Source organism: Anabaena sp. PCC 7108 (assembly GCF_000332135.1).
In the GTDB taxonomy this organism is placed as follows: Bacteria; Cyanobacteriota; Cyanobacteriia; order Cyanobacteriales; family Nostocaceae; genus Anabaena.
Genome location: NZ_KB235896.1, coordinates 3986288 through 4010480 on the forward strand (window position 1 = coordinate 3986288; position 24193 = coordinate 4010480).

Consider the following 24193-nt stretch of genomic DNA (forward strand, 5'->3'; position numbering starts at 1 on the left):
ATAGTTTCCCTGTTGATAGTGGTTAAACAGGTAATTGGCATCTTCAATCATTAAACATTTTCTAGCTTGAGAAGTATCAATTTATTACTAATAGTATTGAAGGAGATTCAAATGACAACTTTATATCAAAATAGTGAAGATAGAGGAAATATTTTTGCAGAAGTAGAAAAACCAGACAAACCAAATGGTAATAAGGATTTAAATGTATCCAATGCAATTACTCAAGAATTTAAAGCCTGGCGGCAGCGATTTCAAGATATAACAACCCAAATGCGTCAAGTTCCAGATATGGAAACTTTGCTGCAAGTAACATCTGCACAAATCAGAGATAAAATTGGTAGCGATCGCGTCTTGATTTATCAATTTACTAACTCTGATTCTGGAACCGTTTTAGCAGAATCAAGAACCACAGGCTGGACACCATCTCTAGGCGAAAATTTACCAGCCATTTTGTTTGGTTTATATACCAGTCAAGATTATGTCGAACCGATATTAATTGATGACATTAATCAAATACAAGTTACTCCTTATCAAAAGCAACTACTGGATAAATTTCAAGTTAAAGCTAGTTTAAGTTTGCCAATTTTTGTTGGTACTAAAGTATGGGGTTTACTGGTAGTGCATAGTTGTGGGTTATCTCGTCAGTGGCAAGAGGCAGAAACCACACTACTAGCTCAAATCGCTACAGAAATTACCTACAGATTGCAGAGTTTTAAATTACAAAAAGAATTACAGCAGTCTACCTTAGCCAAGCAATCAGTAGCAAAAGTTATTAGCAAGATTTTACAACAGCCAGATGTCGATAAAATCTTTCAAACCACCACTCAAGAAGTCCGTCAATTATTGAAATGTGATCGCGTTGGTGTTTATCGATTTAACCCAGATTGGAGTGGCCAATTTGTCTCCGAGGCAGTAGGCAATAATTGGACAAAAGTCGTCACTCCTGATTATAAAATGGTTTGGGAAGATACCCATTTACAAGAAACCAAAGGTGGTCGATATGCCAATGGAGAAACCTTTGTTGTTAATGACATTTATAAAATAGGTCATGCTCAATGTCACGTTGAGATTTTAGAGCAGTTTGACACCAAAGCTTATGTCATTGCGCCCATCTTCTCTGGGGAAAAATTGTGGGGTTTATTGGCAGCTTATCAAAATACTGGGGCGCGGGAATGGCAAGACTGGGAAGTTAGCTTTTTAACGCAGATTGGTTTACAATTTGGTGTGGCTATCTCCCAAGGAGAATATCTAGAACAAGTGCGGAAACAATCTGAACAGCTCGCGCAGATTGCCAAACAAGAAAAAGCTTTAACTAAGATTGTTAACCGGATTCGTCAATCTTCAGAATTAGAAGAAATCTTCAAAACCACCACTCAAGAAGCCCGTCAAGCCCTCAAATGCGATCGCATCGCCATATATCAATTCAACCCAGACTGGAGTGGCAATTTCGTCGCTGAATCAGTAGGATCTGGATGGGTAAAACTGGTAGGTTCTAGTATTAATACCCTAGTGGAAGACACCTTCTTACAAGAAACCAAGGGCGCTAGGTTTGGAAAAGGTGAAAGCTTGTGGGTAAATGACATCTACCAAGAAAATCTTACCCCCTGCTACTTGGAACTATTAGAGCAATTTGAAGCCAAAGCTTATATCAACGTCCCCATCTTCTTTGGAGAGAAATTGTGGGGTTTGTTGGCAGCTTATCAAAATTCTGAACCTCGGGAATGGCAAATCTCAGAAGTCAACTTTTTGACTCAAATTGCCTTGCAGTTTAACCTAGCAAAATCCCAAATAGATTATCTGCAAACAGTCCGCTTAAAAACTGAAGAACTAGCACAGATAGCCGAACAAGAAAAAACTATCAACAAGATAGTCAACCGCATTCGTCAATCTTTAGATGTAGAAGAAATCTTCAAAACTACAACTCAAGAAATCCGCCAAGCCCTAAAGTGCGATCGCGTTGCAGTCTATAAATTTAACCCTGATTGGGGTGGTGAATTTGTATATGAATCAGTAGCTACTGGTTGGACAAAATTAGTCGGGCCAAATATCAAAACTGTCTTAGATGACACTTACTTACAAGACACAAAAGGCGGTAGATATGCCAAAGGTGAAACCTTCGTAGTTAACGACACCTATACAATCGGTCTTGCCCCCTGCCACATTGCCATTTTAGAACAGTTTGAAGCCAAGTCTTACATAATTGTGCCTATCTTCTTGGGTGAAGATTTGTGGGGATTACTGGCAGTTTATCAAAATTCTGGACCCCGTGAATGGAAAACTTCAGAAGTCAACTTCTTACAGCAAATTGGCTTGCAATTTAGCCTAGCTAAATCACAGGTAGATTATATAGAACAAGTGCAGTTGCAATCTCAAGAAATAAGTCAACTGGCTGAACAAGAAAAAACAGTCAACAAAATAGTCAACCGCATCCGTCAATCTTTAGATTTAGAAGACATCTTCAAAACAGCTACTCAAGAAGTCCGCCAATCACTAAGATGCGATCGCGTCGCCATTTATTGCTTCAACCCAAATTGGGGTGGGCAATTTGTCGCCGAGTCTGTGGCTAATGGATGGATAAAAGTTGCTACATCCGACTTTAAAATGGTTTGGGAAGATAGCTACTTGCAAGAAACCCAAGGAGGTAGATACGTCAAAGGTGAAAGCTTTGTTGTTAATGACATTTATCAAGCAGGTCATGCTCAATGTCACCTGGAGATTTTAGAACAGGTTGAAGCCAAAGCTTACATCATAGTTCCTATCTTCTATGGAGAAAAACTATGGGGATTACTAGCTGCTTATCAAAACTCTGGAACTCGTCAATGGCAACCGAGAGAAGTGAGCTTTTTAGAGCAGATTGGTTTACAAATTAGTCTAGCAAAATCCCAGATAGATTATCTAGAACAAGTACAGTCCAAATCTGAAAAACTAGCTCAGATAGCTGAACAAGAAAAATCCATCACCAAGATAGTCAACCGTATTCGCCAATCCTTAGAAGTAGCAGAAATCTTCAAAACCACAACTCAAGAAGTTCGCCAACTTTTAAAATGCGATCGCACAGCCGTCTATCAATTCACATCTGATTGGGGTGGTGAATTTGTAGCTGAATCTGTAGTTAGCGGTTGGGTGAAACTAGTCGGACCAGGTATCAAAACCGTATTAAACGACCCTTGCCTACAAAGTAACGAAGGTGGTCGCTATCAAAAAGGCGACACATTAATTGTCAACGACATTTATAAAGCCACTCTTGATCCTTGCTACATCGAAATAATTGAAAAGTATGAAGCTAGAGCTTACATAATTACACCGATCTTATTTGGCGAAAAATTATGGGGCTTAATGGCTGCTTATCAAAACTCTGGAACTCGTGAATGGGAAGAATCGGAAATTAACTTATTAACAAGAATTGGAGATCAGTTAGGAATAGCTTTACAACAAGCAGAGTACTTACAACAAGTACAGGCACAATCATCCAAACTAGCAGAAGCAGCCCAGAGAGAAAAAGCCGCTAAAGAATTGCTACAACAACGTTCCATTCAACTGCTCAGAGCGATCGCACCTGCACTTAGTGGTGATTTAACAGTCCGCGCCCCCATTACAGAAGATGAATTAGGGACAATTGCCGATGCCTACAATGGCACTCTGCAAGCATTACAGCAAATTGTTATTCAGGTACAAGCAGCTTCTCAACAAGTTGCCCAAACCTCTATCAATAGCAATTCATCACTAGTAGGATTGACTGATTTAGCCAAAGAACAGTCTGACGAAATCACCCAAGCCTTAAGCGATATTCAACAGATGGTAGATTCTACCCAAGCAGTAGTAGCAAACGCGCAATTAGTGCAAGTAGCCTTACAACAAGCCAACAAAACTGTAGATTCTGGTGATACCGCCATGAACCAAACAGTAAATGCCATTCAAGCCATTCGTGAAACTGTCGCCCAAACCAGCAAAAAGATTAAACGCCTCAGTGAATCATCACAAAAAATCTCCAAAGTGGTGAATTTGATTAGCAACTTTGCGACACAAACAAACGTACTGGCTTTAAATGCGGCGATTGAAGCTACTCGCGCCGGCGAATATGGCAAAGGCTTTGCAGTGGTAGCAGATGAAGTTCGTTCCTTGTCTCGTCAGTCAGCAGCAGCAACCATTGAAATAGAAAAATTAGTTCAGGAGATTCAAACAGAAACTGGAGAAGTTGCTGTGGCAATGGAAACAGGTATTCAGCAAGTAGTAGAAGGAACAAACTTAGTTAGTGAAACCCGTCAAAACTTGAACGCCATCGTTTCTGCAACGGCGGAAATTAGTCAACTTATTGAGCGGATTACTGAAGCAACTCAAAAACAAATGAGTCAATCTGTAACAGTAACAGCATCAATGAATGATGTAGCCTCAATTGCTAATAAGACCTTTGGTGAATCTCAAGAAATTGCCATTGTTTTCCAAAATTTATCAGGAATGGCACAAGATTTATTAACAACAGCTAGTAAGTTCAAAGTTAAGTAATCCCAACTTTCCTAAGTGTGAGGTAGAACAGGCAATATATGCTTGTTATCGGCAGGTAATCAGCCTGCCCTACCAATTTTATCAATCACTAGTGATTGAAAGTTAAAAATATAAAATCCAACATTGGTATGAATTAACATCAACCAAAAACAAAAAAATAAAACAAAAGATTATGATTACAGACACGGAAATTCGAGAACAGGGATATGCTTATTTTCTAGCTGAAACCCCAGAACTATTACAAGCAATTGAACAGGATTTATTTACTTTAGCAGAAAGTTATAGTATTGCTAAAGTCCATAACTTAATGCGAGCAACTCACACAATTAAAGGTGGAGCAGCTACTGTTGGCTTAGATACTATCAAGATGATAGCCCACTCTCTCGAAGATGTATTTAAGGCTCTATATAGTCCAGATGTAGTCATAAATACTGAATTGCAAACACTCTTATTAGAAGGTTACGAATGTCTTCAATTAGCTGTCACCGCAGAACTGACTGCAAGTAATATCAATAGCGAAGAACTTCTCCAGCGGGCAACTTCCGTATTTGCACAACTACAAACAAAATTAGGTGATGCTTTTGGGGCTGAATCTCATATTCCTACTTCTGAAGAATTGGGATTTGATATTGTTCAATCTATCTTTGAAGTAGGAGTAAAACAACGGTTAGAGAGTATTTCTGAAGCTCTACTTCAGTCACTCAATAATGAAGAATTAACAGAGGTTTTACATTCTCAACTTGATGTATTTCTGGGTTTGGCAGAATCGTTAAATCTACCTGGTTTAAAAGAACTTGCTTGTACAATTATGTCCGCTTTGGAAGCCAATCCCCAAAAAGCGCACCAAATTGCTGAAATTGCCTTAGCTGATTTACAAGAATCACAAAAAGCAGTTTTAGCAGGCGATCGCATTTCTGGTGGTTCACCTTCTTTAGCTTTGCAAACACTGGCAAAAGCCACAGAACAGGAATCAGCTATTACACCTGCTAATAGTTCATTAGTTAGAGTTCCGAAAAACCAGTCTTTTATTGTACCCACAACCAAATCTTTTGCCACCCAATTTTTCAGCCTGACGACGGAGTTCTACCAATTTTTAATTATCTCTGATGGTAAAAATAATGAGAATTTAAAAGCAGCAAATGCCAAATATACATTAAAAGTAATTCGCTATATTTTTGGCTGGTTTAATCACCAGCGCGACATACCAGAAGCTAAACTAAGTTTAAATTTGCTGATTCCTCAAATCAGTCTCAATAATAATCCACTCAGTTATATTGAAAATTGGTTAGAGCAATTTCTAGCCTTTGTCGAAGATGAAAAAGATAGCCATAACCTCTGTCTTTATCGTCGAGGTGTAGTTTTAATTATTCTCCTTGACTTAGCCAGATTTGAATATTCAGTTGCAAAAAATGATAGTGTTATCTCTATCATCCAAAACCTCAAAAAGCAGATTCGGCAAGTAGGAAATGAATATAAAAACTATCCTCCAGTAAATGAGCAAGAAAAAAAATGGCTTGATCACCCTAAGCTACAAGAATTGCTAGTTATTAAAGAAATATTTCCCCTCATAGATCATCCAACTGACGATAGTCTACTCGAATCTATATGGGGAGGAGAAACTCTCTTAGATATTAATAACGAAGCTATTATCACCCAGACAGTAGAAGATATTAAAAATGATCATTATTTAGAAAGTGTTACATCTTCAGTAGTCAGTGATCAGGTATTTACAAATCTTTCTGAAGTGGGCATAGAAATTGTTGCTGATAACACCATAGAAGTTAATAAGCAAATAGGAGATCAATCTCCCAACTCTGCCAACAAAAATTCTCGCCAACCTGCCTTTGTGCGAGTCGATGTAGATGGACTGCAACGTCTTAATTATTTAGCAGGAGAATTGCTAATTTACCAAAAACGTCGCACTTTATATGATGAACAGATTATAGACTTGGTGGAAAGATTAAGTCAGCAATTGAGCAAACATAAATTAATTTTGAATCAATTGCGCGATTTGCCATTGCAGGGAAATAATTTTTCTGTAGAAAAGACACAAAAAGTCTCTGCTGTGCAGTTTGATGTTCTAGAAATGGATGTCTATACAGAATTTAATCTGACATTACATGAAGCATTAGAAGAAAATTTACAGTTAGAAGAAACGGCTGAATCTCTGGAACTACTAATCAAACAATCTTCTCAAATCAGCGAGAAAAAACATAATCTAACTCTCAGCATCATAGATAATTTAGTAGAGGCAAGAATGTTACCTTTAGGAACTATCCTAAATCGCTTTCCTCAAATGGTAAATAAGTTAGGAAATGTTTATGCAAAACTCGTAGAATTAAAACTTACTGGCACACAAGTCCTCATAGATAAAGCCATTGCTGAAAAGTTGTATGATCCATTGTTACAACTAGTACGTAATGCTTTTGATCATGGTATTGAGGCTCCACAAATTCGCCGTGATCTTGGCAAAAATGAACAAGGTTTAATAGAAATTTGTGCCTATCATCAGGGAAGTCAAACTGTTATCGAAGTTCGAGATGATGGTCAAGGTTTAAATTTAGAAAGTATCCGCAAGAGAGCTATAGAACTTAATCTGGTTCCAGGTGATTATGACAACCAAGGATATTTGCATAATCTGACTGAATCTGAATTGATAGAAATGATGTTTTCACCTGGATTCTCCACTGCGGGTAGAGTAAGTGAAATTTCTGGACGTGGTATGGGATTAGATATTGTCCGTACTCAATTACACTCCCTCAATGGCTTGATTTCAGTTCAATCATCACCTCATCAAGGGACAACATTCATACTTAAAATCCCCTTTTCTATGACCACAGATAAATTAATGTTAGTCCAGGCAGGAGGTATTGTATATGCCTTACTGCTAGATAGTATCGAAAAAATATTAATTCCCTCTGAACAGCAAATCAAAGAGTTTGAAGGCAAACAAATTTTGCATTGGCATTCAGGTGAGGATGAAATTATGGTCAGTCTCCTGAAACTATCAAATTTGATGTATTATAATGGGTCACTTGTTGGCAGTTATTTAAACACTATACCCATTACTCCAGATACAGAAATAATGAAAAATCCTGTGCTTTTACTGCGGAGAAATCAAGGAATTGTGGGTTTAGAAGTTGACCAAATAATTGGTGAACAAGAATTGGTAATCCGACCTTTAGGAAATGCTATTATTCCACCAAAATATATTTATGGTTGTAGTAGCCTAGCTAATGGCAACCTTATTTTAATAATTGATGGGACTCTCCTGGTCGATTCTCAGGAGATGCAAGCAACACTTGATGTTAGGAGACTGCCAACAACTCCTGTATCTAAAAAACCAGCCTTGCCAATGTCAAAAGATACTATTGAATCTATACCTCTACTGGCTGAATCTACTTCCAGAAATAGTAAAGAAACTCAACCAATTTCTCATGTAGGAATAACTAACAAATTACCAAAAGTAGTTTTGGTCATAGATGATGCTATTAGTGTTCGACAAACTATTTCTCTGACTTTGCAAAAATGTGGTTATCAAGTAATACAAGCACAAAATGGGGTAGAAGCGCTTGAACAGTTGCATTTACATCCAGAAATTGAAGTTATTGTCTCTGATTTGGAAATGCCACGAATGAATGGATTTGAACTATTAAGTCATATCCGTCAAAACCCAGATTTAGCTAAAAAACCAGTTGTGGTTCTCACTTCTCGTAGTTCGGAAAAACATCGTCAGTTGGCTCAAGAATTGGGGGCAACGGCTTATTTAACTAAGCCTTATTTAGAGCATGAGTTTATCTCTACTGTTGATAGTTTAGCTAATAAAAGTACGGAAGATTTAACTCAGGTAACAATGACAATAGCTAGATAAATATAACAATTTATTGCCTTTTTGAGGGATATAGCTTATGTAAGCGTTCTGCTTCTTCAACGGGTTTAATTCCTGAATTATGAAATGCGGAATCTCCCTTAATAGCTTCTTCAAAAAACTTAGCTGCTTCGTCGATTTTTCCATCCATTGCAGCGTTTAGTCCTTCTTTTAATTGCCGGGAAGCCTTAAATAAATTTTCTGCTTCTTCCTTTGGTTTAAAACCTAAAGTCTGACCTCGTTCTTGAGCTTCGTTAAACTTAGCGATCGCTTTTTCAATCTTTCCTTGACGTGCTAAATCTCTTCCCTGCTCAACAAGCAACTTCGGATCAACTTCTGGTATATTACAGAGACTGCGAATCTCTGAAGTTCTAGAAGGATTTGCGCGTAGATAACCACTAGATAAAGTACAACCCTCTTCTAATAATTGCTCAAGATTCAAATTCCAAAGAATCACTCGATGGTCATCCCCGGCAGAAGCTAGAGTTTGACCATCAGGACTGAATTGTACACTAGATATCACACCATCATGCTTGTTAATAGTATGTAATAAGTTACCATTTCTACCCCATAAAATTACCTTTTTATCAGCACCCACAGAAGCAAGAACTTGACTATCAGGTCTGAAATCAATATCAGTGACTTTGCCTGTATGACCATAGAGTGTGTTGATTAATTTTCCGTTTATATCCCACAATTTTACTGTACGATCATCACTTGCAGAGGCTAAGAGTTGACCATCCGGGCTAAAAATAACTCTTTTAATGGAGTTTCGATGTCCTTCTAAATCTCTTATTAACTTCCAAGAATTACCTTCTCGCCGCCAAAGTTTAATTACGTTATCTAAGTCAGCAGAAGCTAACCATTTTCCATCAGGACTGAAACTCACACTGCGAACATCATTTGTATGATTTGGAAGGACTTGCTTTTGAGTCAATGAATTTCCTTCATATTCCCAAATGATGACATTCTTGTCAGCATCACCTGAAGCTAACAATTTTCCATCAGGGCTAAAACTAACGCTATAAAAAGACTTGCCTATATTTGCCGAGGAAGCAAGAAGTTCACCTTGTTTACTCCAAAGATTGATAGTTCCGTCCCAACTAGCAGATGCTAATTTTTCACCATCAGGACTAAAACTAACTTGCCAAATTAATCTTTTATGTGCGGGAATTTTAGATTTTTCCTCCCAGCTTTTTCTATTTTCATTCCAATTCCAAAGATGAATAATACCCTCGCTGTTAGTTTCAGACTGACCAGATGAAGCGATTGTTTTGCCATCAGGACTAAAGCTGACACTCTTGGCTTTTTCTTTTTCATGTTTGAGTTCTTGGAGCCTGCTATCAATATTCCAAAACTTAACAGTTTTATCGTTGCTTACAGAGGCTAATATCTTACCGTCAGGGGTAAATTCTACGGCTGAAACCTTATCTTCGTGTCCTGCTAATTCTAATACTTTTGGCTTTAATTCTTCTTTTATGGGTGGATTGATATCGTAGTCTGACCTAACAGACCAAACTCTGACACTTTGATCCCGACTTGCAGAGGCTAACAAATATTCACCAGATGCGCTTATATTAGGACTAAAGCTTAAGCTCAGGATCTGATCGTTATGTCCACTATCATCTTTGTCAGGTCCATCAATATACCCAACATAAGTTCCGTCTGACTTCCAAAGCTTAATTGTACGGTTTTCACTAGCAGTGGCTAAAAATTTTCCATCAGGGCTAAATCTTACAGCCCAAATAGTGCATTTGGTATTATTACACTGTTTAGTAGGAATAGTTTTGATTGGCTTTTCGTCTGCTGAATTCCAATTCCACAACTTAATGATACCGTCCTTTGAATTATCAATAGTACCATCTTTTAACTTGTCACGACCACCGTTTGTTTCTGAGGAAGCTAAAAATTTGCCATCAGGACTGAAAGTAATATCTTTAACTGATGAGCCTACTTTGATAGTTCTAAGTAATGAACCATCCAACGACCAAACCTTAATTGAACCATCATCACTTGCTGATACTAAGTTCTTTCCATCAGTACTGAAAATAATTTTATTAACTGCTCTGCTATGTCCTAAAAACGTTTGGATAAGTTTGCTATCCGCTAAGTTCCACAGCTTAACAGTACCATCACCACTTGCAGAAGCAAACATTTTGCCATCGGGACTGAAGCTAATACCGTTAACATAACGGCTATGTCCGTGAATTGTTTGCCGCAATGTTCCATCTGAGTTCCAGAGCTTGATCACACCATCATCATCTACCGAGGCGAGGGTCTTTCTATCTGGGCTAAAGCCAACATTTTTGATTGCGCTTCTGTGTCCTTCAAGACTATTCATTTCTTTTAAATCATAAATTGCTCGTCCTAAAGCAGCTATCACTTGAATTCGGGTATTGGGACTGATGACAACAAGTGAAGCTTTCAGGGCTTTGGCTGATTTTAGACTTTCAACTAGGGCATCAGCTTCTTTATTAGAGTCAGAAAGGCGATTTGAGTTTTGAGATAACCTGACAATTCCAGCGTTTTGGCTATTGTTCCATATCCAAGCCAATACCCCAAATAAAACAGGTACTGTTAAGCCAAGTACAATTCTATTCCTTAAAAGACGCTGCTTTTGTTTTTTAAGTTCTTCTTGTTTTCTTTGGAGTTGTTGTTGAATTTCTCTTTGTTTTCTTTCTTGTTCTTCTTTCTTTCTTTGAATGCGCTCTTGTTCAATTCTTTGTTCTTTTTCTTGTTCTTCTTTTTCTCTTTGAATACTTTGTTGAACAAATTGCTTTGCATCTTTGTCAAAGAAAACTTTATCAGGGTCTTTTTGAATATCTTCGAGAAAGACTTCTGCTTCCCTTAGTTTTCGACCTCTTAGCAAGTATTCCTCCGCCCGATCGTTCGCTAACCATTCTTTAGCATCAGCCTCAATTTTTCGCTCTCTGCGGATATCATCTCGACTCTTATTTAACCAGTCGCTCAAACGATCCCAATGGCGAATTAGTGCTTCGTGAGCAACGTCTACAACTTCCAATCCAGTGGAAGAGTCTTTGGGTTTATCTGTAACCAGTAACCTAGCTTCCTCTTGGGCGAGTTTCTGGATAATTTGCTCGACAACTTCGGGGTTAGAATGGGAATTCAACAAATCTTGCTTTGGTACTTGTCGGCGGGTATCCTCAGTGCCTTCTCCAAGCTGGGTGAGTTCTAAAAAGATTTTCCGGGCTACTTTTTGTTCTACAGGTGAGAATTCGTTGTAAATTGCATCAGCTCGTTTTGGTAAGGCTCCTCGGATACCACCTAATTTAGTGTAGGTTTGTAGTGTTAAGAGATCGCTCGCACAGCGCCCGCAATGTATCGGCTCACATAGTGTCCGGAGAGTATATTGCAACATAGGAAGTAACCTTCCTTTAGACTCCATAACCTCAGCAATCATTTGATTAACTAGTTCTAATTCAATTTCTAGTCCAACTTTTCTAGCAGGTTCTGTGATAGCTTCTTTTAACTCATTCTCTTCCATCGGACAAATAATGACTTGATGATCCTGAATTTTTTGAGCTAAATCACTGTATTCAGCACACTTGCCAAGAAAATCTGCCCGCATAGATATTACTAGACGGTACTTATTATCTGTTCGCTTTAAAGCACCTAACAAACAATCAAAAAATCGCTGTCGTTCTCTACTGTTCCGGCACAGCGTAAAAACTTCTTCAAACTGATCTACCACCAGCACCACACACTCGGCTTTATTAGCCGTAATCAGATTCACCAATCCCTCAACAGGATCTTCCCCAATCAACTTCTTTATTTTGCCTAGTTCGATAGCATGATCAGCTGTTGATAACCCAGGCTGTACAAGTGCCTCCACTAAACGCTGAAATGGATGCTCACTTGGTCTAAATATAGATATTTGCCAAGTATCGCTACCCGACAATCTGTGTCCTAACTTTAATTGATAAAGTAAACCCGCTCTAATAACACTAGACTTACCACTTCCGGAAGCTCCTAGCACAGCTAAAAAATTCCCAGATTTTACTTTTTGCAACAAATCATCTGTCAGTTTCAATCGACCATGGAAATATTTCGGATCTTCATCATTAAAGTCAAAGTAAGCCAAACCCTTGTAAGGGCAAATAGGGTTTTCTGATTTAGCAGCAACTTCTTTTATAGGTGCTGCCAAGCTGCAAGTAAGGTTGATTTTCTGACCTGAGTTCTCACAAACCGAAACCTGCGGAAAGGGGTGGTCTTTCCGATTCATAAAAGCTGCCAAATCGAGGTTAGTAACCCACCCTTTTTGGCTAGGTTCCAATCCTTTTAGCAGTACTTTAGTCAGTACACTGTGTGTACTATCAATTTCTTCATAGGCTTTCTCGAAATCACGACAAGCCGCAATAAAACATCTATCTCCTTTTTTACCTCTATTGCCTGGGTCTGCCTCATCAAAATTTAGTAATTCTCCGCTATGGCAGCAATCTAAAATGATAATCACCTGGGACACATCACTTTCTTGTAGCAGTTGCCGCAACCATTTCAGAGATAATCCCCACTTGCCGTCTTTTGGGTTAATATCGGTTGCTGCCAAAAATCCTTCCTGAACACCTCGGTCTTTAAGCAGCCCATGTCCGGAAAAGTACAGTAAACCTGTTTCTGGTGGCTTACCTTTTGGTTTAAAAAGTTGCACTATTGACTCTTCTAGCTGAGTCACAGTCACACTAGTTTTCTGACCTATGCAAATAGTGTTATTTTGCCTATCTTTGACAGCAGGTAGCCGCGTTACTTTAAATTCTCCGTAATTTTCTAACAGTTTTGCGATCGCCTCCGCATCCTTTGCAGGTGCTGTTAATGGAGGCAAGTGATCATAGCTATTAATACCGACTACCAATGCATCACGGCTCATAGCACAAACTCTTACAATTGCTGATACCAAAATTATTACTTAGATATTATTAAATTTCAACTCAATTTTCCGGAAAGAGTAATTCAGTAATTGTGGTGCTTACTTAGCTGTTTACTCTCCATGTTTCATTATGACCAAGTTACTACCTATTGAACTAGATAGCAATACAATAATTTATATCGAAGCGAACGAAGATGTGGATTCTTCTTTAGTCAGCACAGAAGTATCTACTGAAGAAGAGGAAGAAGCCCTGACAGATAAGGGAATGAATCCTCAAGAAATACGACAAAAAATGATCCAAAATTTTCAGGTAATTCAAGGCACCATTCGGGCTTACACGGTTTATACGTTAAATGCCTTTAAGCAAATTCCAATCGCTAACGTAGATAAAATCACCTTAGAGTTTGGGATTGAATTAGGTGGAGAAGCAGGTATTCCCTATGTAACTAAAGGTACAGCCAAAAGTAATATGAAAATTACTGTTGAGTGTTCTTTTCCTGAAAATAAACTTGAAATAAAATAAGCGATTTAATCTCAAATTTACGTAAAGATATAAATCGGGGGCAGACGTATCCAAAACTATCTGACGTTTGCTTCTTTTTTTATTGTTTGGGTTTGACTTCACCAAATTTAATCAAAAGAGAGATGGCTATACTCACCATCAAAATCAACGTCATACTCAAAGCTGAACCAAATCCCCAATTTTGGGTAGCACCGAGAAACTGGTTATAAACTAACCTTGCTGCTGTCATACTCGAAGCACCACCCAATAATTCTGGGTCGATAAAGTCCCCCAGTGCTGTGATAAATACCAACAGAGAACCAGCAGCGATACCTGGAAAAACTTGAGGTACAGTGACTTTCCAAAAAGTTTGCATGGGATTTGCGCCTAAATCAGCTGCTGCTTCTAACAATTGCTGGTCTAGTTTTTCTAAAGAAGCGTACAACACTAAAACCATGTAAGGTAATAAGCTGTAACTCATACCAATTAACACTGCTGGACTGCGGTTAAGCAATTCCAAAGTTGGTAAACCTAAATCAGTGAGTAAACTGTTAAGTAATCCCGTGGGACGCAAAATTGTAATCCAGGCATAAGAACGCAGTAAAGAAGAAGTCCATAAAGGTAAAACAAAGCTTAATAACAACAAATTACGCCAGCGCTGCGGTGCCATTTGAGCAATCCAATAAGCGACCGGAAAACCTAAAATTAAACAAATAATTGTGGTGCTAATTGCCAAAAATAATGAATGTAAGATTACTTTTAAATAAATTGGTTCAATGATTCGGATGTAGTTATTAAATCCACTAGGATTTACCAAATCCCCTGGTCGAATATTTGGGACTAAACTCAACTCAAAAATTATTAATGTTGGTAGCAACAACAATAGTAATAACCAAATTCCCGATGGTACAAGTAGCGCCAAAGGAGTAAGCCAGTTGACACGATGGCGTTCTAAATTCGGTAATTTAGCCATATTAATGGGAGATTTTAATTGGGAATTATTACTTTGAATAGGCACAACAGCTTACCAATTTTAGATTTTAGAGCGAGAATATAGATATTTACTTCTTTACTTTAAGCGAGCAATTGAGTCCAGTACCGATCATAAACTTCTTCAAAATTACCGACAGGAGTCAGTCTTTCACAGTTTTCTAAAAGTGATTCTGGAGGAAATAAATTAGTATTCTCTTGCAGTTGTTTTGGTAATTGCTCAAATCCTGCATGATTAGGAGTGGAAATATTTAGTCTTTGGCTGATTTGAGCCGCGACTTCTGGTCGTAAAATCAAGTTAATCCAAGCATAAGCTCCAGCAACATTAGGTGATATTTTGGGAATTACAATAGTGTCTGTCCATAAAGAGGAACCACTACGAGGAATTACAAATTTCAGGTTGGGGTTTTCTTTAGATATTTTCACTGCATCGGCAGAGTAACACATAGCTAATAATAAATCACCTGCGAGAATTTGGTTTTGCCAAGCATCAGTATCAAAAGCAGCAATTGCCGGTTTGAGTTCTTTCAATTTCTCATAAGCTTGTTTAATTTCTTTTTCATTTTGTGAATTATAAGAATAACCTAGCATCCGCAATGCTGCACCCATCACCTCCCGCACATCATTAAGTAAAGTCATTTTCTTCTGAAGTTTATCTTTATTTTGCCAAAGATATTCCCAATCTTCTGGTGCAGTTGAGAGTTTTTCCGAGTTATAAAGTAAACCCGTTGTTCCCCAATTGAAGGGAATACTATAACGGTTATAAGGGTCATAACTAGGATTCTGGAATCGTGGGAATAAATTCTCTAGCCCAATTAAGCTTTGATGATTGATTGGCGTTAACAAATTTTTATCTACCATTTTCTGCACCATATAGTCAGATGGATAGATAATGCTGTAACTGCCACCACCTCCAGCTTGTAACTTAGCCAGCATGACATCATTAGAATCATATACATCCGCCACTACTTTCATGCCAGTTTGGGCAGTAAAAGTGGATAGTAATTCTTGATCAGTATACTGTGTCCATGTATATAAATGTAATTCGTCGCTTTGATTTGAACCAGTATAATTGTCTCCGACATTAGCCAATCTCCAGCCGCAACTACTTAAAGACAGGCTAGAAAGTGCTGCTATTTTTCTCAGAAATTGCCTTCTGTTAGTCATTAGTTATTAGACTATGAAATTTGGGTTTTTGATTCTTGACTAATAGCAATACAGTCAGTTTCTGCCCACCAAATATAAATGGGTGTGTTGCGGTCTGGTAAGCTGCCAAAAGTGTTAGGTTGTAAAACATTGATATTGATGCCGTTGACTAATTCCACAACATAATTAACATGAGTACCTAAGTACATAACATTGACTAATCTACCTTCAAAGCAGTTTGTGGGCAGATTCGGTTGATAAAGAGAAATCTGAATTTTTTCTGGGCGGACACTGATGACTACTGCTTGTAATAATTCAGTTGGTGTATCTTCCGAACGTGTAGTGACGATAGAGAGTCCGGTTTTGGTCAAAATTTTCACCCATTCAGGATCTACCGTGGTGATTTCACCGCTGAATAAGTTTGTATCGCCAATAAAATCAGCAACAAAGGGGGTTTGGGGGTGTTCATAAATTTCGCTGGGAGTACCAACTTGCTCAATTTTGCCTTGATTCATCACAGCAATGCGATCAGATAAGCAGAGTGCTTCTTCTTGATCGTGTGTCACCATCACAAATGTCAATCCTAAATCTTTGTGTAAATTTGATAACTCAACCTGCATTTCTTTGCGGAGTTTGAGGTCTAATGCTCCCAATGGTTCATCTAGAAGTAAAACTGCGGGACGATTAACCAAAGCTCTAGCTAAGGCTACTCGTTGCTGTTGACCACCAGAAAGTTGAGAAGGTAAGCGCGATCGCAAACTTTCCATTTTTACGAGCTTTAAAGCTTCTATGACTCTGCTGTCAGTTTCTGACTTGGTTAATTTTTGCAACCGCAGCCCAAAGGCGATGTTATCCCATACATTCAGATGGTTAAAAAGAGCATAGCTTTGAAATACAGTATTTACAGGTCTTCGATAAGGAGGAACATTGGTCATTGACTGACCCCGAATCAATAATTTACCTGCATCTACTTTTTCAAACCCAGCAATTAAGCGCAGTGTAGTTGTTTTACCACAACCAGAAGGGCCTAATATACTAAAAAACTCTCCCTGTCTAACATCCAAATCTACGCCATGTACAGCTGGCTCTTGGTTAAAAAACTTGAATACGTTACGCAATTCAACATCAAGTGGTTGAAAAGACGTTACACTCCTCTGATTTTGCATCACAGTTTGAGCCATATTCTTCAGTAGAATGCCCTAATTTTAGAAAACTTAGCCAAGCTAGGTAGGGTGTTAAACAGAATACAGATCATAGTCGGGATTGTATACGGCAAAAACACTCTTATTAAGAATATACTTTCTATTGTTTCACTATGAATACTGAGTAATATTTTGGTAGAGACATTTTGTGTGTTCGCATTTCCGGGAGCGATCGCTATCACTAGTAGTAATAAGTAGCTATGATTAACTGTCTCTACCAACACGAAAGATTAATGTAAATGGTAGTGCTAACATGATGACAAAGCATTTCATAACTTGTAACTAGTAGAGATTTTTGCTTTTCAATCTCAATGTGTTTATTTTATATGTTGCAAAAGCGTAAAATGCACTTATGAAAGCCTCACATCTGGCACCTAAGCAAAGAGTTGACAAAAAGGAGCGAGCGTAGTATTAGTTCTAGTCATTCTCACATCTGAACAAAACAGTTGCATATATTAATAATTGTCAATAATTGTCAAATTCTCCTAAGCGTATGAATTTATTACAACCACCCGTACTAGGCGGACAGAAAAATACACGCACAGTCGGGCGCAATTCTCAATCAATATTTTTAATTGTATTCACTTTATTGATGACATCTGCAATAGGCGCTCGTTTAGCTTATTTGCAAATAATTGAGGGTGCAAAACTCCGACAACGTGCTGAGTCCAACCGGATTCGGATGATTGCTAAACAACCAGAACGAGGCAACATTTTTGACCGCAATGGCAAACTGTTAGCAACTACTCGCTATCCTCGGTCAGTGTATTTGTGGCCTATGGCACATACTAAACCATCTTGGTCTGTGGTGGGATCGCGTTTGAGTCAACTGCTTGACATTCCTCAAGAGGAAATGGAAAAGAAACTAGTACAAGCTGGAGCTAATTCATCTACCCTGATTAGAATTGCTCGTGACTTAAATGAAGCGCAAATCACAGCTTTAAAGGAGTATGAAAACGAACTGACAGATGTAGAAATCAATACAGATGCTGTGCGTTATTATCCTCAAGGCAGACAATTATCCCATGTCATCGGCTACACCCGTGAACTGACCGCAGAACAGTTAAAAAAACGAAAGTCAGAAGGCTACCGTCTAGGAGATGTCATTGGTCAGATGGGTGTAGAAAAAGCTTATGAAAAAACTCTCCGGGGTGAATGGGGTGGTCAGCAAGTAGAAGTAGATGGTGCAGGTAGACCGCTGCGGGTATTGGGAGAAAAACAAGCAAAACCTGGTAATGATTTACACTTGACGATAGATGTAGAATTGCAAAAAACAGCAGAAAAGGCTTTAGGTAATCGCAACGGGGCAATTGTGGCACTAAACCCCAACAATGGTGAGGTATTAGGAATGGTATCCCATCCTACCTTTGACCCCAATATTTTTTCTAAACAAAAACTCTCTCAAAAAGACTGGAAAACCGTCCAAGGAGAGGATCATCCTTTGGTGAATCGGGCTTTGAGTGTCTTTCCCCCTGCGAGTACTTTTAAAATTGTTACCACAACTGCGGGACTAGAATCGGGTAAATTTTCTCCCAACACAGTCCTACAAACCTATGGTTCTTTGAATATTGGTGGGACAAGGTTTGGTGAGTGGAACCACGCCGGATTTGGTCCATTGGGTTTTGTGGGTGCATTACAGTGGAGTAGTGACACTTTCTTTTATCAAATAGGTAAGGGAGTAGGTGGTCCGAAATTAATTGAATGGACTCGCAAATATGGATTTGGTGAAAAAACTGGCTTTGAGTTCTCCACCGAAGAAGCAAAAGGTTTAGTTCCTGATGAAACTTGGAAACAGAAAGTTTGGAAAATGCCTTGGACTGTAGGTGATTCCATTAATATGTCAATTGGTCAAGGTGCTTTACAAACGACACCTCTACAAGTGGCTGTAATGTTCTCTGTCCCTGCTAATGGTGGTTATCGGGTTCAGCCTCATCTATTCAAAGACAATGGTGACGCAAAAAAATGGCGCAAATCTTTAAATATGAAACCGACAACCATCAAAATACTCCGTGAAGGATTACGTAAAGTCGTAGCTGAAGGTACAGGAAAGGCTCTGAATAAACCTACTATTCCCCCAGTAGCTGGTAAGAGTGGTACAGCGGAAGCTTGGAATCATGGAGTAAAAGAGAATCATGCTTGGTTTGGTGCTTATGCACCAGCTGATAAACCAGAAATTGTCATTGTGGCTTTTGCTGAACATTCTGGTGGTGGTGGTGGGAGTGTAGCTGCACCAATGATTTTAGAAATTATGGAAGAATATTTTGCCCGTAAGTATCCAGGTAAGTATCAAAAACCGTAGTTATGTTTAATTGTGCCTACCTACTTAACTATTGCTCCAACATTTCTAATAACTGTGTTTCACTTAATTGAACAATTCCCAAATCCCTTGCTTTTTCTAACTTAGAACCAGCATCTTCACCTACAACCAAAAAGTCTGTTTTCTTACTTACTGAGTCAGTCACTTTACCCCCAGCTTTTTGAATCAATGCTTTAGCTTCATCGCGTTTTAAAGTTGGTAATGTACCCGTAACCACAAAAGTTTTACCTAGAAACTGGGGATTACCTTCCCCTGGTGCTTTCGGTTGTTCAGTGGTAGCTAATTGTAACTCCAATGCTTGAAGACGAGAAATTAAAGTTTGATTTGCAGGGGTGCGGAACCATTGATAAACTGATTGGGCAATTTCTGCACCGATACCATAAACGCCTTCAATATCTGATTGTCTGGCTGCTGCTAAGTCTTCTACAGTGGTGAATTTCTCTGTTAATAATTGGGCGTTGACACTACCAACGTGACGGATGCCTAAACCATATAATACCCGTGACCAAGGTTTATTTTTTGATTGTGCGATCGCATTCACCAATTTTTCCGCTGACTTTTGACCCATCCTTTCCAATGCACATAACTTTTCTGCTGTCAAATTATATAAATCGCCAACAGAAGACACCAACTTTTTATCCACTAGTTGATGTACCAACTTTTCACCTACACCTTTAATATCCAAAGCGTCACGACTCACCCAATGTTCAATCTCTCCTTTGAGAATTGCTGGACAGGAAGCATTTACACATCTTGTCACCGCTTCCCCAGATTCTCGCACCACAGGTTGTCCACATACGGGACAATGGGTAGGCATAATGAAAGGTTGAGTATCAGCTGGACGGAGTTCTTTAATTACCCGCACCACTTCCGGGATAATTTCCCCAGCTTTGCGAACAATGACAGTATCACCGATGCGGATATCTAATTGTTCAATGCGATCGCTATTATGTAGAGTAGCCCTAGCAACTGTTGTCCCTGCTAATTGTACAGGCAACATTTCCGCTAAAGGTGTTAAAGCCCCCGTTCTCCCCACATTCACCGTAATTTTTTCCACACGGGTAGGAGCTTCTTCTGCTGGATATTTAAGCGCAATTGCCCACCGGGGAAACCTCTGTGTAAATCCTAATTGTTCTTGCAGCCTAAAAGTATTTAATTTTACCACTACCCCATCGGTCATATAGGGTGAATTTAGCCTTTCAGTATCCCAATAGTTGTAATATTCTGCAACTTCCGCTATGGAAACGCACAGTTTATGATTAGCGTCAACCCGAAACCCCAGCTTTTGCAATAATTCTAAAGCTTCCCATTGGGTATTGGCAATACTAGAATCATCCAGCCCCGTAATGTGCAGAGTATAGGCAAAGAAATCTAACTGTCGCTGTGCTACAATCCGCGAATCTAACTGCCTAAGTGTACCAGCTACAGCATTACGGGGATTAGCAAATAACTGCTCACCTGCTTTTTGTTTTTTGGTGTTAATTTCTTTAAACACTTCCAAAGGGAAAAATACCTCTCCACGTACTTCCACCTTTTCTATATTTTCCAAGCTGTCAAAATTCAAACGGAGAGGAATTGAACGAATTGTCCGCACATTCTGGGTAATATCTTCACCCATTACCCCATCACCTCTAGTCACACCCCTGACTAGAACTCCATTTTCGTAAGTTAACGCCAAAGCCGCACCATCAATTTTTAACTCGGCTACATATTCCACATCACTGAGAGAATACTGAGATGGCAAGTGTCTTCGCCAACGTTGATCCCAACTTTGCAACTCCTCAATATTAAAAGCGTTTTCTAAACTGTACAAGGGAATATTATGGCGTACCGAGGTAAAATGTGTTGCAGGTCGCTCACCCACGCGCTGAGTCGGACTATCAGGAGTGATTAATTCAGGATATTTAGTTTCTAGCTCCTGCAATTCTCGATATAGTCGATCATAAACAGTATCTTCCATTATTGGTGCATCAAGAACATAATAAGCATAGCTGGCTTGTTGCAATAACCGCCGCAGTTCTTCCACACGCTTTATTTCTGATTGAATTTGGAGCATAAGACCTACAGAAAAATACCTAAAAATACCTAGTGAATAGAATTAAGAACGATAAAAACTGCTGTTTGCAGGTGCTGTGTTTATCACCCCTGATTCCATTTTATGGCTCTAAACAGATTTACTGGATGAAATTCGATGTTTCTGAAAATTAGTAATTAACAAAATCTCTAATTTTATACATTTATGGCTAAAAATTACACTATTAACTCTTCTATTATTATCGCTCACCGGGGTGCAAGTGGCTATCGTCCTGAACATACTTTAGCTGCCTATGAATTAGCAATTGATTTAGGTGCTGATTATATTGAACCAGATTTAGTAATTACCAAAGATGGTGTTTTAATTGCTCGTCATGAAAATGAAATTTCTGAAACTACTGATATTGCTATTCATCCAGAATTTTCTCATTTAAAAACCACAAAAATAATAGATGGTAAAGTAAAAACAGGTTGGTTTACAGAAGACTTTACTTTAGCAGAATTAAAAACGTTAAAAGCTAAAGAACGTATTCCTCAATTGCGCCCGCAAAATACAGCTTATGATGGAATATTTACTATTTCCACTTTACAAGAAATAATTGATTTAGCCCAAGCTAAAAGTTTAGAACTTGGTCGAATTATTGGTATTTACCCAGAAACAAAGCATCCCAGTTATTTCCAATCAATTGGTTTGCCACTAGAAGAAACTCTCTTACTGAATTTACAAAAAATTAATTTACCTGTATTTATTCAATCTTTTGAAGTTAGTAACTTAAAAGAATTATCTCAAAAAACAAATTTACCTCTAGTACAGTTAATTAATGATTCTGGAAAACCTTATGATTTTGTAGTTAATGGTGATCATCGTACATATCAAGACTTAGTTACCAAAACCGAATTAATAGAAATTGCTAAATATGCACAAGCAATAGGAGTCAATAAAAACTTACTAATTCCTAGAGATATTACAGGTAAATTATTATCACCAACATATTTAGTTAATAATGCTCATGCAGCTAATTTACAAGTCCACGCTTGGACATTCCGCAATGAAGATTTTTTCTTACCTTTAAATCTGCAAGGAAACCCCCAATCGGAATATGAAATATTTTTTGAATTAGCCATAGATGGCATATTTAGTGATTATCCAGACACAGCTAAATCTCAGCTTACAAAATTATAAACTACCTTAATTCAGATTTAATTTTATACCAATTTATGTGAAGTACCAAATAAATCTGGTAGAGAGGTTCCATGGGTAGGGATTCTCGGCTTTACAACAACGGATCAATTACATCTTCATAAAAAACAGATCTAGCATTTCCTAGTCTAATAAAGTACAAAATTATCTGCGTTTATCTGCGTCCATCCGCGTTTAATTATTAATTGCTTGTATCTGACTACAATGGGAATTGCTATATTACTAAAATAATAGTAAATTAGTCTACTTGATTAAATATGCAACAAACAGCCTAAATTTAACCTATTAACAGTAGTTTAGAAATAGCGATTAATTTCGTACAGTTAAACAATATTGCCTAGGCAATCATGAATAAATTACCATTAAGTCGTTTGGGTGAAGTTGCTAAACTATTTTTAAAATTAGGGATGATTGGTTTTGGCGGACCAGTTGCCCATATTGCCATGATAGAAGATGAGGTAGTCAAGCGCCGTCAGTGGCTGACGCGAGAACATTTTTTAGATTTGCTAGGTGCAACTAACTTAATTCCTGGTCCAAATTCCACAGAAATGGCGATTCATATTGGATACATTTATGCAGGATGGTTGGGGCTAATTGTAGCGGGTGTTTGTTTTATTTTACCTGCGGTTTTAATTACAGGTGTACTTGCTGGAATTTATGTCAATTATGGTACTTTACCCCAAGTTGCACCTTTACTTTATGGAATTAAACCGGCTGTTTTAGCCATTATCCTCAATGCTATTTGGGGCTTGGCAAAAAAAGCAGTGAAAACACGCCAATTGTTAGTAATTGCAATAATGGTTGGGGTGGTAACATTTTTCTGGAAAGTCAATGAAATAATTGCTCTATTAATTGGCGGATTTTTAGGTATGCTTTGGTTAAATCGTCATAATCAAAATCATACTCCCGGAAATCAGACTAATTTATTAATTGCTGGTTTAACTATAGGTGCAACTTGGCAAGTAACATCAGTAAGTGCTGTATCTGTGCCTTTGTGGCAATTGGGCTGGTTCTTTCTGAAAGTTGGTAGTGTTTTGTTTGGTGGTGGCTATTTATTAGTAGCCTTTTTGCAAGGCGGATTAGTTGAAGAATATGGCTGGTTGACACAACAGCAGTTACTAGATGCGATCGCAATTGGTCAATTTACTCCTGGCCCAGTTCTTTCTACTGCTACCTTTATTGGTTATGTCCTCGCTGGTATGCCTGGTGCAATCGTGGCTACCTTGGGAATTTTTCTGCCTTCATTTTTGTTCGTTGCTGCTTTAAACCCCTTGATTCCCCGTTTACGTACCTCTGCTTGGACAAGGGCTTTTTTAGATTCTGTCAATGTTAGTGCTGTGGCGCTCATGGTATTGGCTACGCTGCAATTGGCAATAGCGACATTAACAATACAAAAAGCGCCTTATATGGATTTTATTGCCAGTGCGATCGCTCTCATCTCAGTAATTTTAGTACTGCGCTACCGCATTAATGCTGCATGGTTAGTATGCGGTGGTGGTTTAATTGGCTGGGTTGCTTATTTATTTGGATACATTCCATAATTGATGT

General features: G+C 38.4%; 11 protein-coding genes. 6 read left to right on the plus strand and 5 right to left on the minus strand.

Annotated elements, in window-relative coordinates; translation table 11 throughout:
* Positions 1 to 111 precede the first annotated feature (111 nt).
* Both ANA7108_RS0118790 and ANA7108_RS0118795 read left to right on the plus strand, forming a co-directional pair.
* Positions 112 to 4503: a GAF domain-containing protein gene (locus ANA7108_RS0118790; RefSeq protein WP_016952359.1), complete on the plus strand. Its 4392-nt coding sequence runs from the start codon at positions 112 to 114 to the stop codon at positions 4501 to 4503.
* Between the two features lie 172 nt (positions 4504 to 4675).
* On the plus strand, positions 4676 to 8374 hold the full coding sequence (locus ANA7108_RS0118795; protein WP_016952360.1) for a hybrid sensor histidine kinase/response regulator: 3699 nt from the start codon (positions 4676 to 4678) through the stop codon (positions 8372 to 8374).
* 10 nt (positions 8375 to 8384) lie between these two features.
* Here ANA7108_RS0118795 and ANA7108_RS0118800 read toward each other — a convergent pair whose 3' ends face one another.
* Complete coding sequence (locus tag ANA7108_RS0118800; RefSeq protein ID WP_016952361.1) at positions 8385 to 13253, minus strand: caspase family protein; 4869 nt, start codon at positions 13251 to 13253, stop codon at positions 8385 to 8387.
* 130 nt (positions 13254 to 13383) lie between these two features.
* On the opposite strand from ANA7108_RS0118800, the gene ANA7108_RS0118805 reads away from it, so the two are divergent.
* Complete coding sequence (locus ANA7108_RS0118805; protein ID WP_016952362.1) at positions 13384 to 13776, plus strand: CU044_2847 family protein; 393 nt, start codon at positions 13384 to 13386, stop codon at positions 13774 to 13776.
* A gap of 79 nt (positions 13777 to 13855) precedes the next feature.
* Here ANA7108_RS0118805 and ANA7108_RS0118810 read toward each other — a convergent pair whose 3' ends face one another.
* The 3 genes from ANA7108_RS0118810 to ANA7108_RS0118820 form a co-directional block, all read right to left on the minus strand.
* A complete protein-coding gene (locus tag ANA7108_RS0118810) occupies positions 13856 to 14728 on the minus strand; it encodes an ABC transporter permease (RefSeq protein ID WP_042491185.1) in 873 nt (290 codons plus the stop codon).
* Positions 14729 to 14829: 101 nt separating this feature from the next.
* Positions 14830 to 15912, minus strand: coding sequence for a spermidine/putrescine ABC transporter substrate-binding protein (locus tag ANA7108_RS0118815; RefSeq protein ID WP_016952364.1), 1083 nt, complete (start codon positions 15910 to 15912; stop codon positions 14830 to 14832).
* Positions 15913 to 15923: 11 nt separating this feature from the next.
* On the minus strand, positions 15924 to 17072 hold the full coding sequence (locus ANA7108_RS0118820) for an ABC transporter ATP-binding protein (RefSeq protein WP_016952365.1): 1149 nt from the start codon (positions 17070 to 17072) through the stop codon (positions 15924 to 15926).
* Positions 17073 to 17586: 514 nt separating this feature from the next.
* Between ANA7108_RS0118820 and mrdA the strand changes: the two genes are divergently transcribed.
* A complete protein-coding gene (gene mrdA, locus ANA7108_RS0118825; RefSeq protein WP_016952366.1) occupies positions 17587 to 19392 on the plus strand; it encodes a penicillin-binding protein 2 in 1806 nt (601 codons plus the stop codon).
* A gap of 28 nt (positions 19393 to 19420) precedes the next feature.
* Here the strand turns inward: mrdA and ligA are convergent, their stop codons facing one another.
* A complete protein-coding gene (gene ligA / locus ANA7108_RS0118830) occupies positions 19421 to 21466 on the minus strand; it encodes an NAD-dependent DNA ligase LigA (protein WP_016952367.1) in 2046 nt (681 codons plus the stop codon).
* 183 nt (positions 21467 to 21649) lie between these two features.
* Here ligA and ANA7108_RS0118835 point away from each other — a divergent pair, with 183 nt between their 5' ends.
* Both ANA7108_RS0118835 and chrA read left to right on the plus strand, forming a co-directional pair.
* Complete coding sequence (locus ANA7108_RS0118835; RefSeq protein ID WP_016952368.1) at positions 21650 to 22627, plus strand: glycerophosphodiester phosphodiesterase; 978 nt, start codon at positions 21650 to 21652, stop codon at positions 22625 to 22627.
* Between the two features lie 365 nt (positions 22628 to 22992).
* Positions 22993 to 24186 carry a chromate efflux transporter gene (gene chrA / locus ANA7108_RS0118840; protein ID WP_016952369.1) on the plus strand — a complete coding sequence of 398 codons (1194 nt, stop codon included), beginning with the start codon at positions 22993 to 22995 and terminating at the stop codon, positions 24184 to 24186.
* The last annotated feature ends 7 nt before the right edge of the window (positions 24187 to 24193 follow it).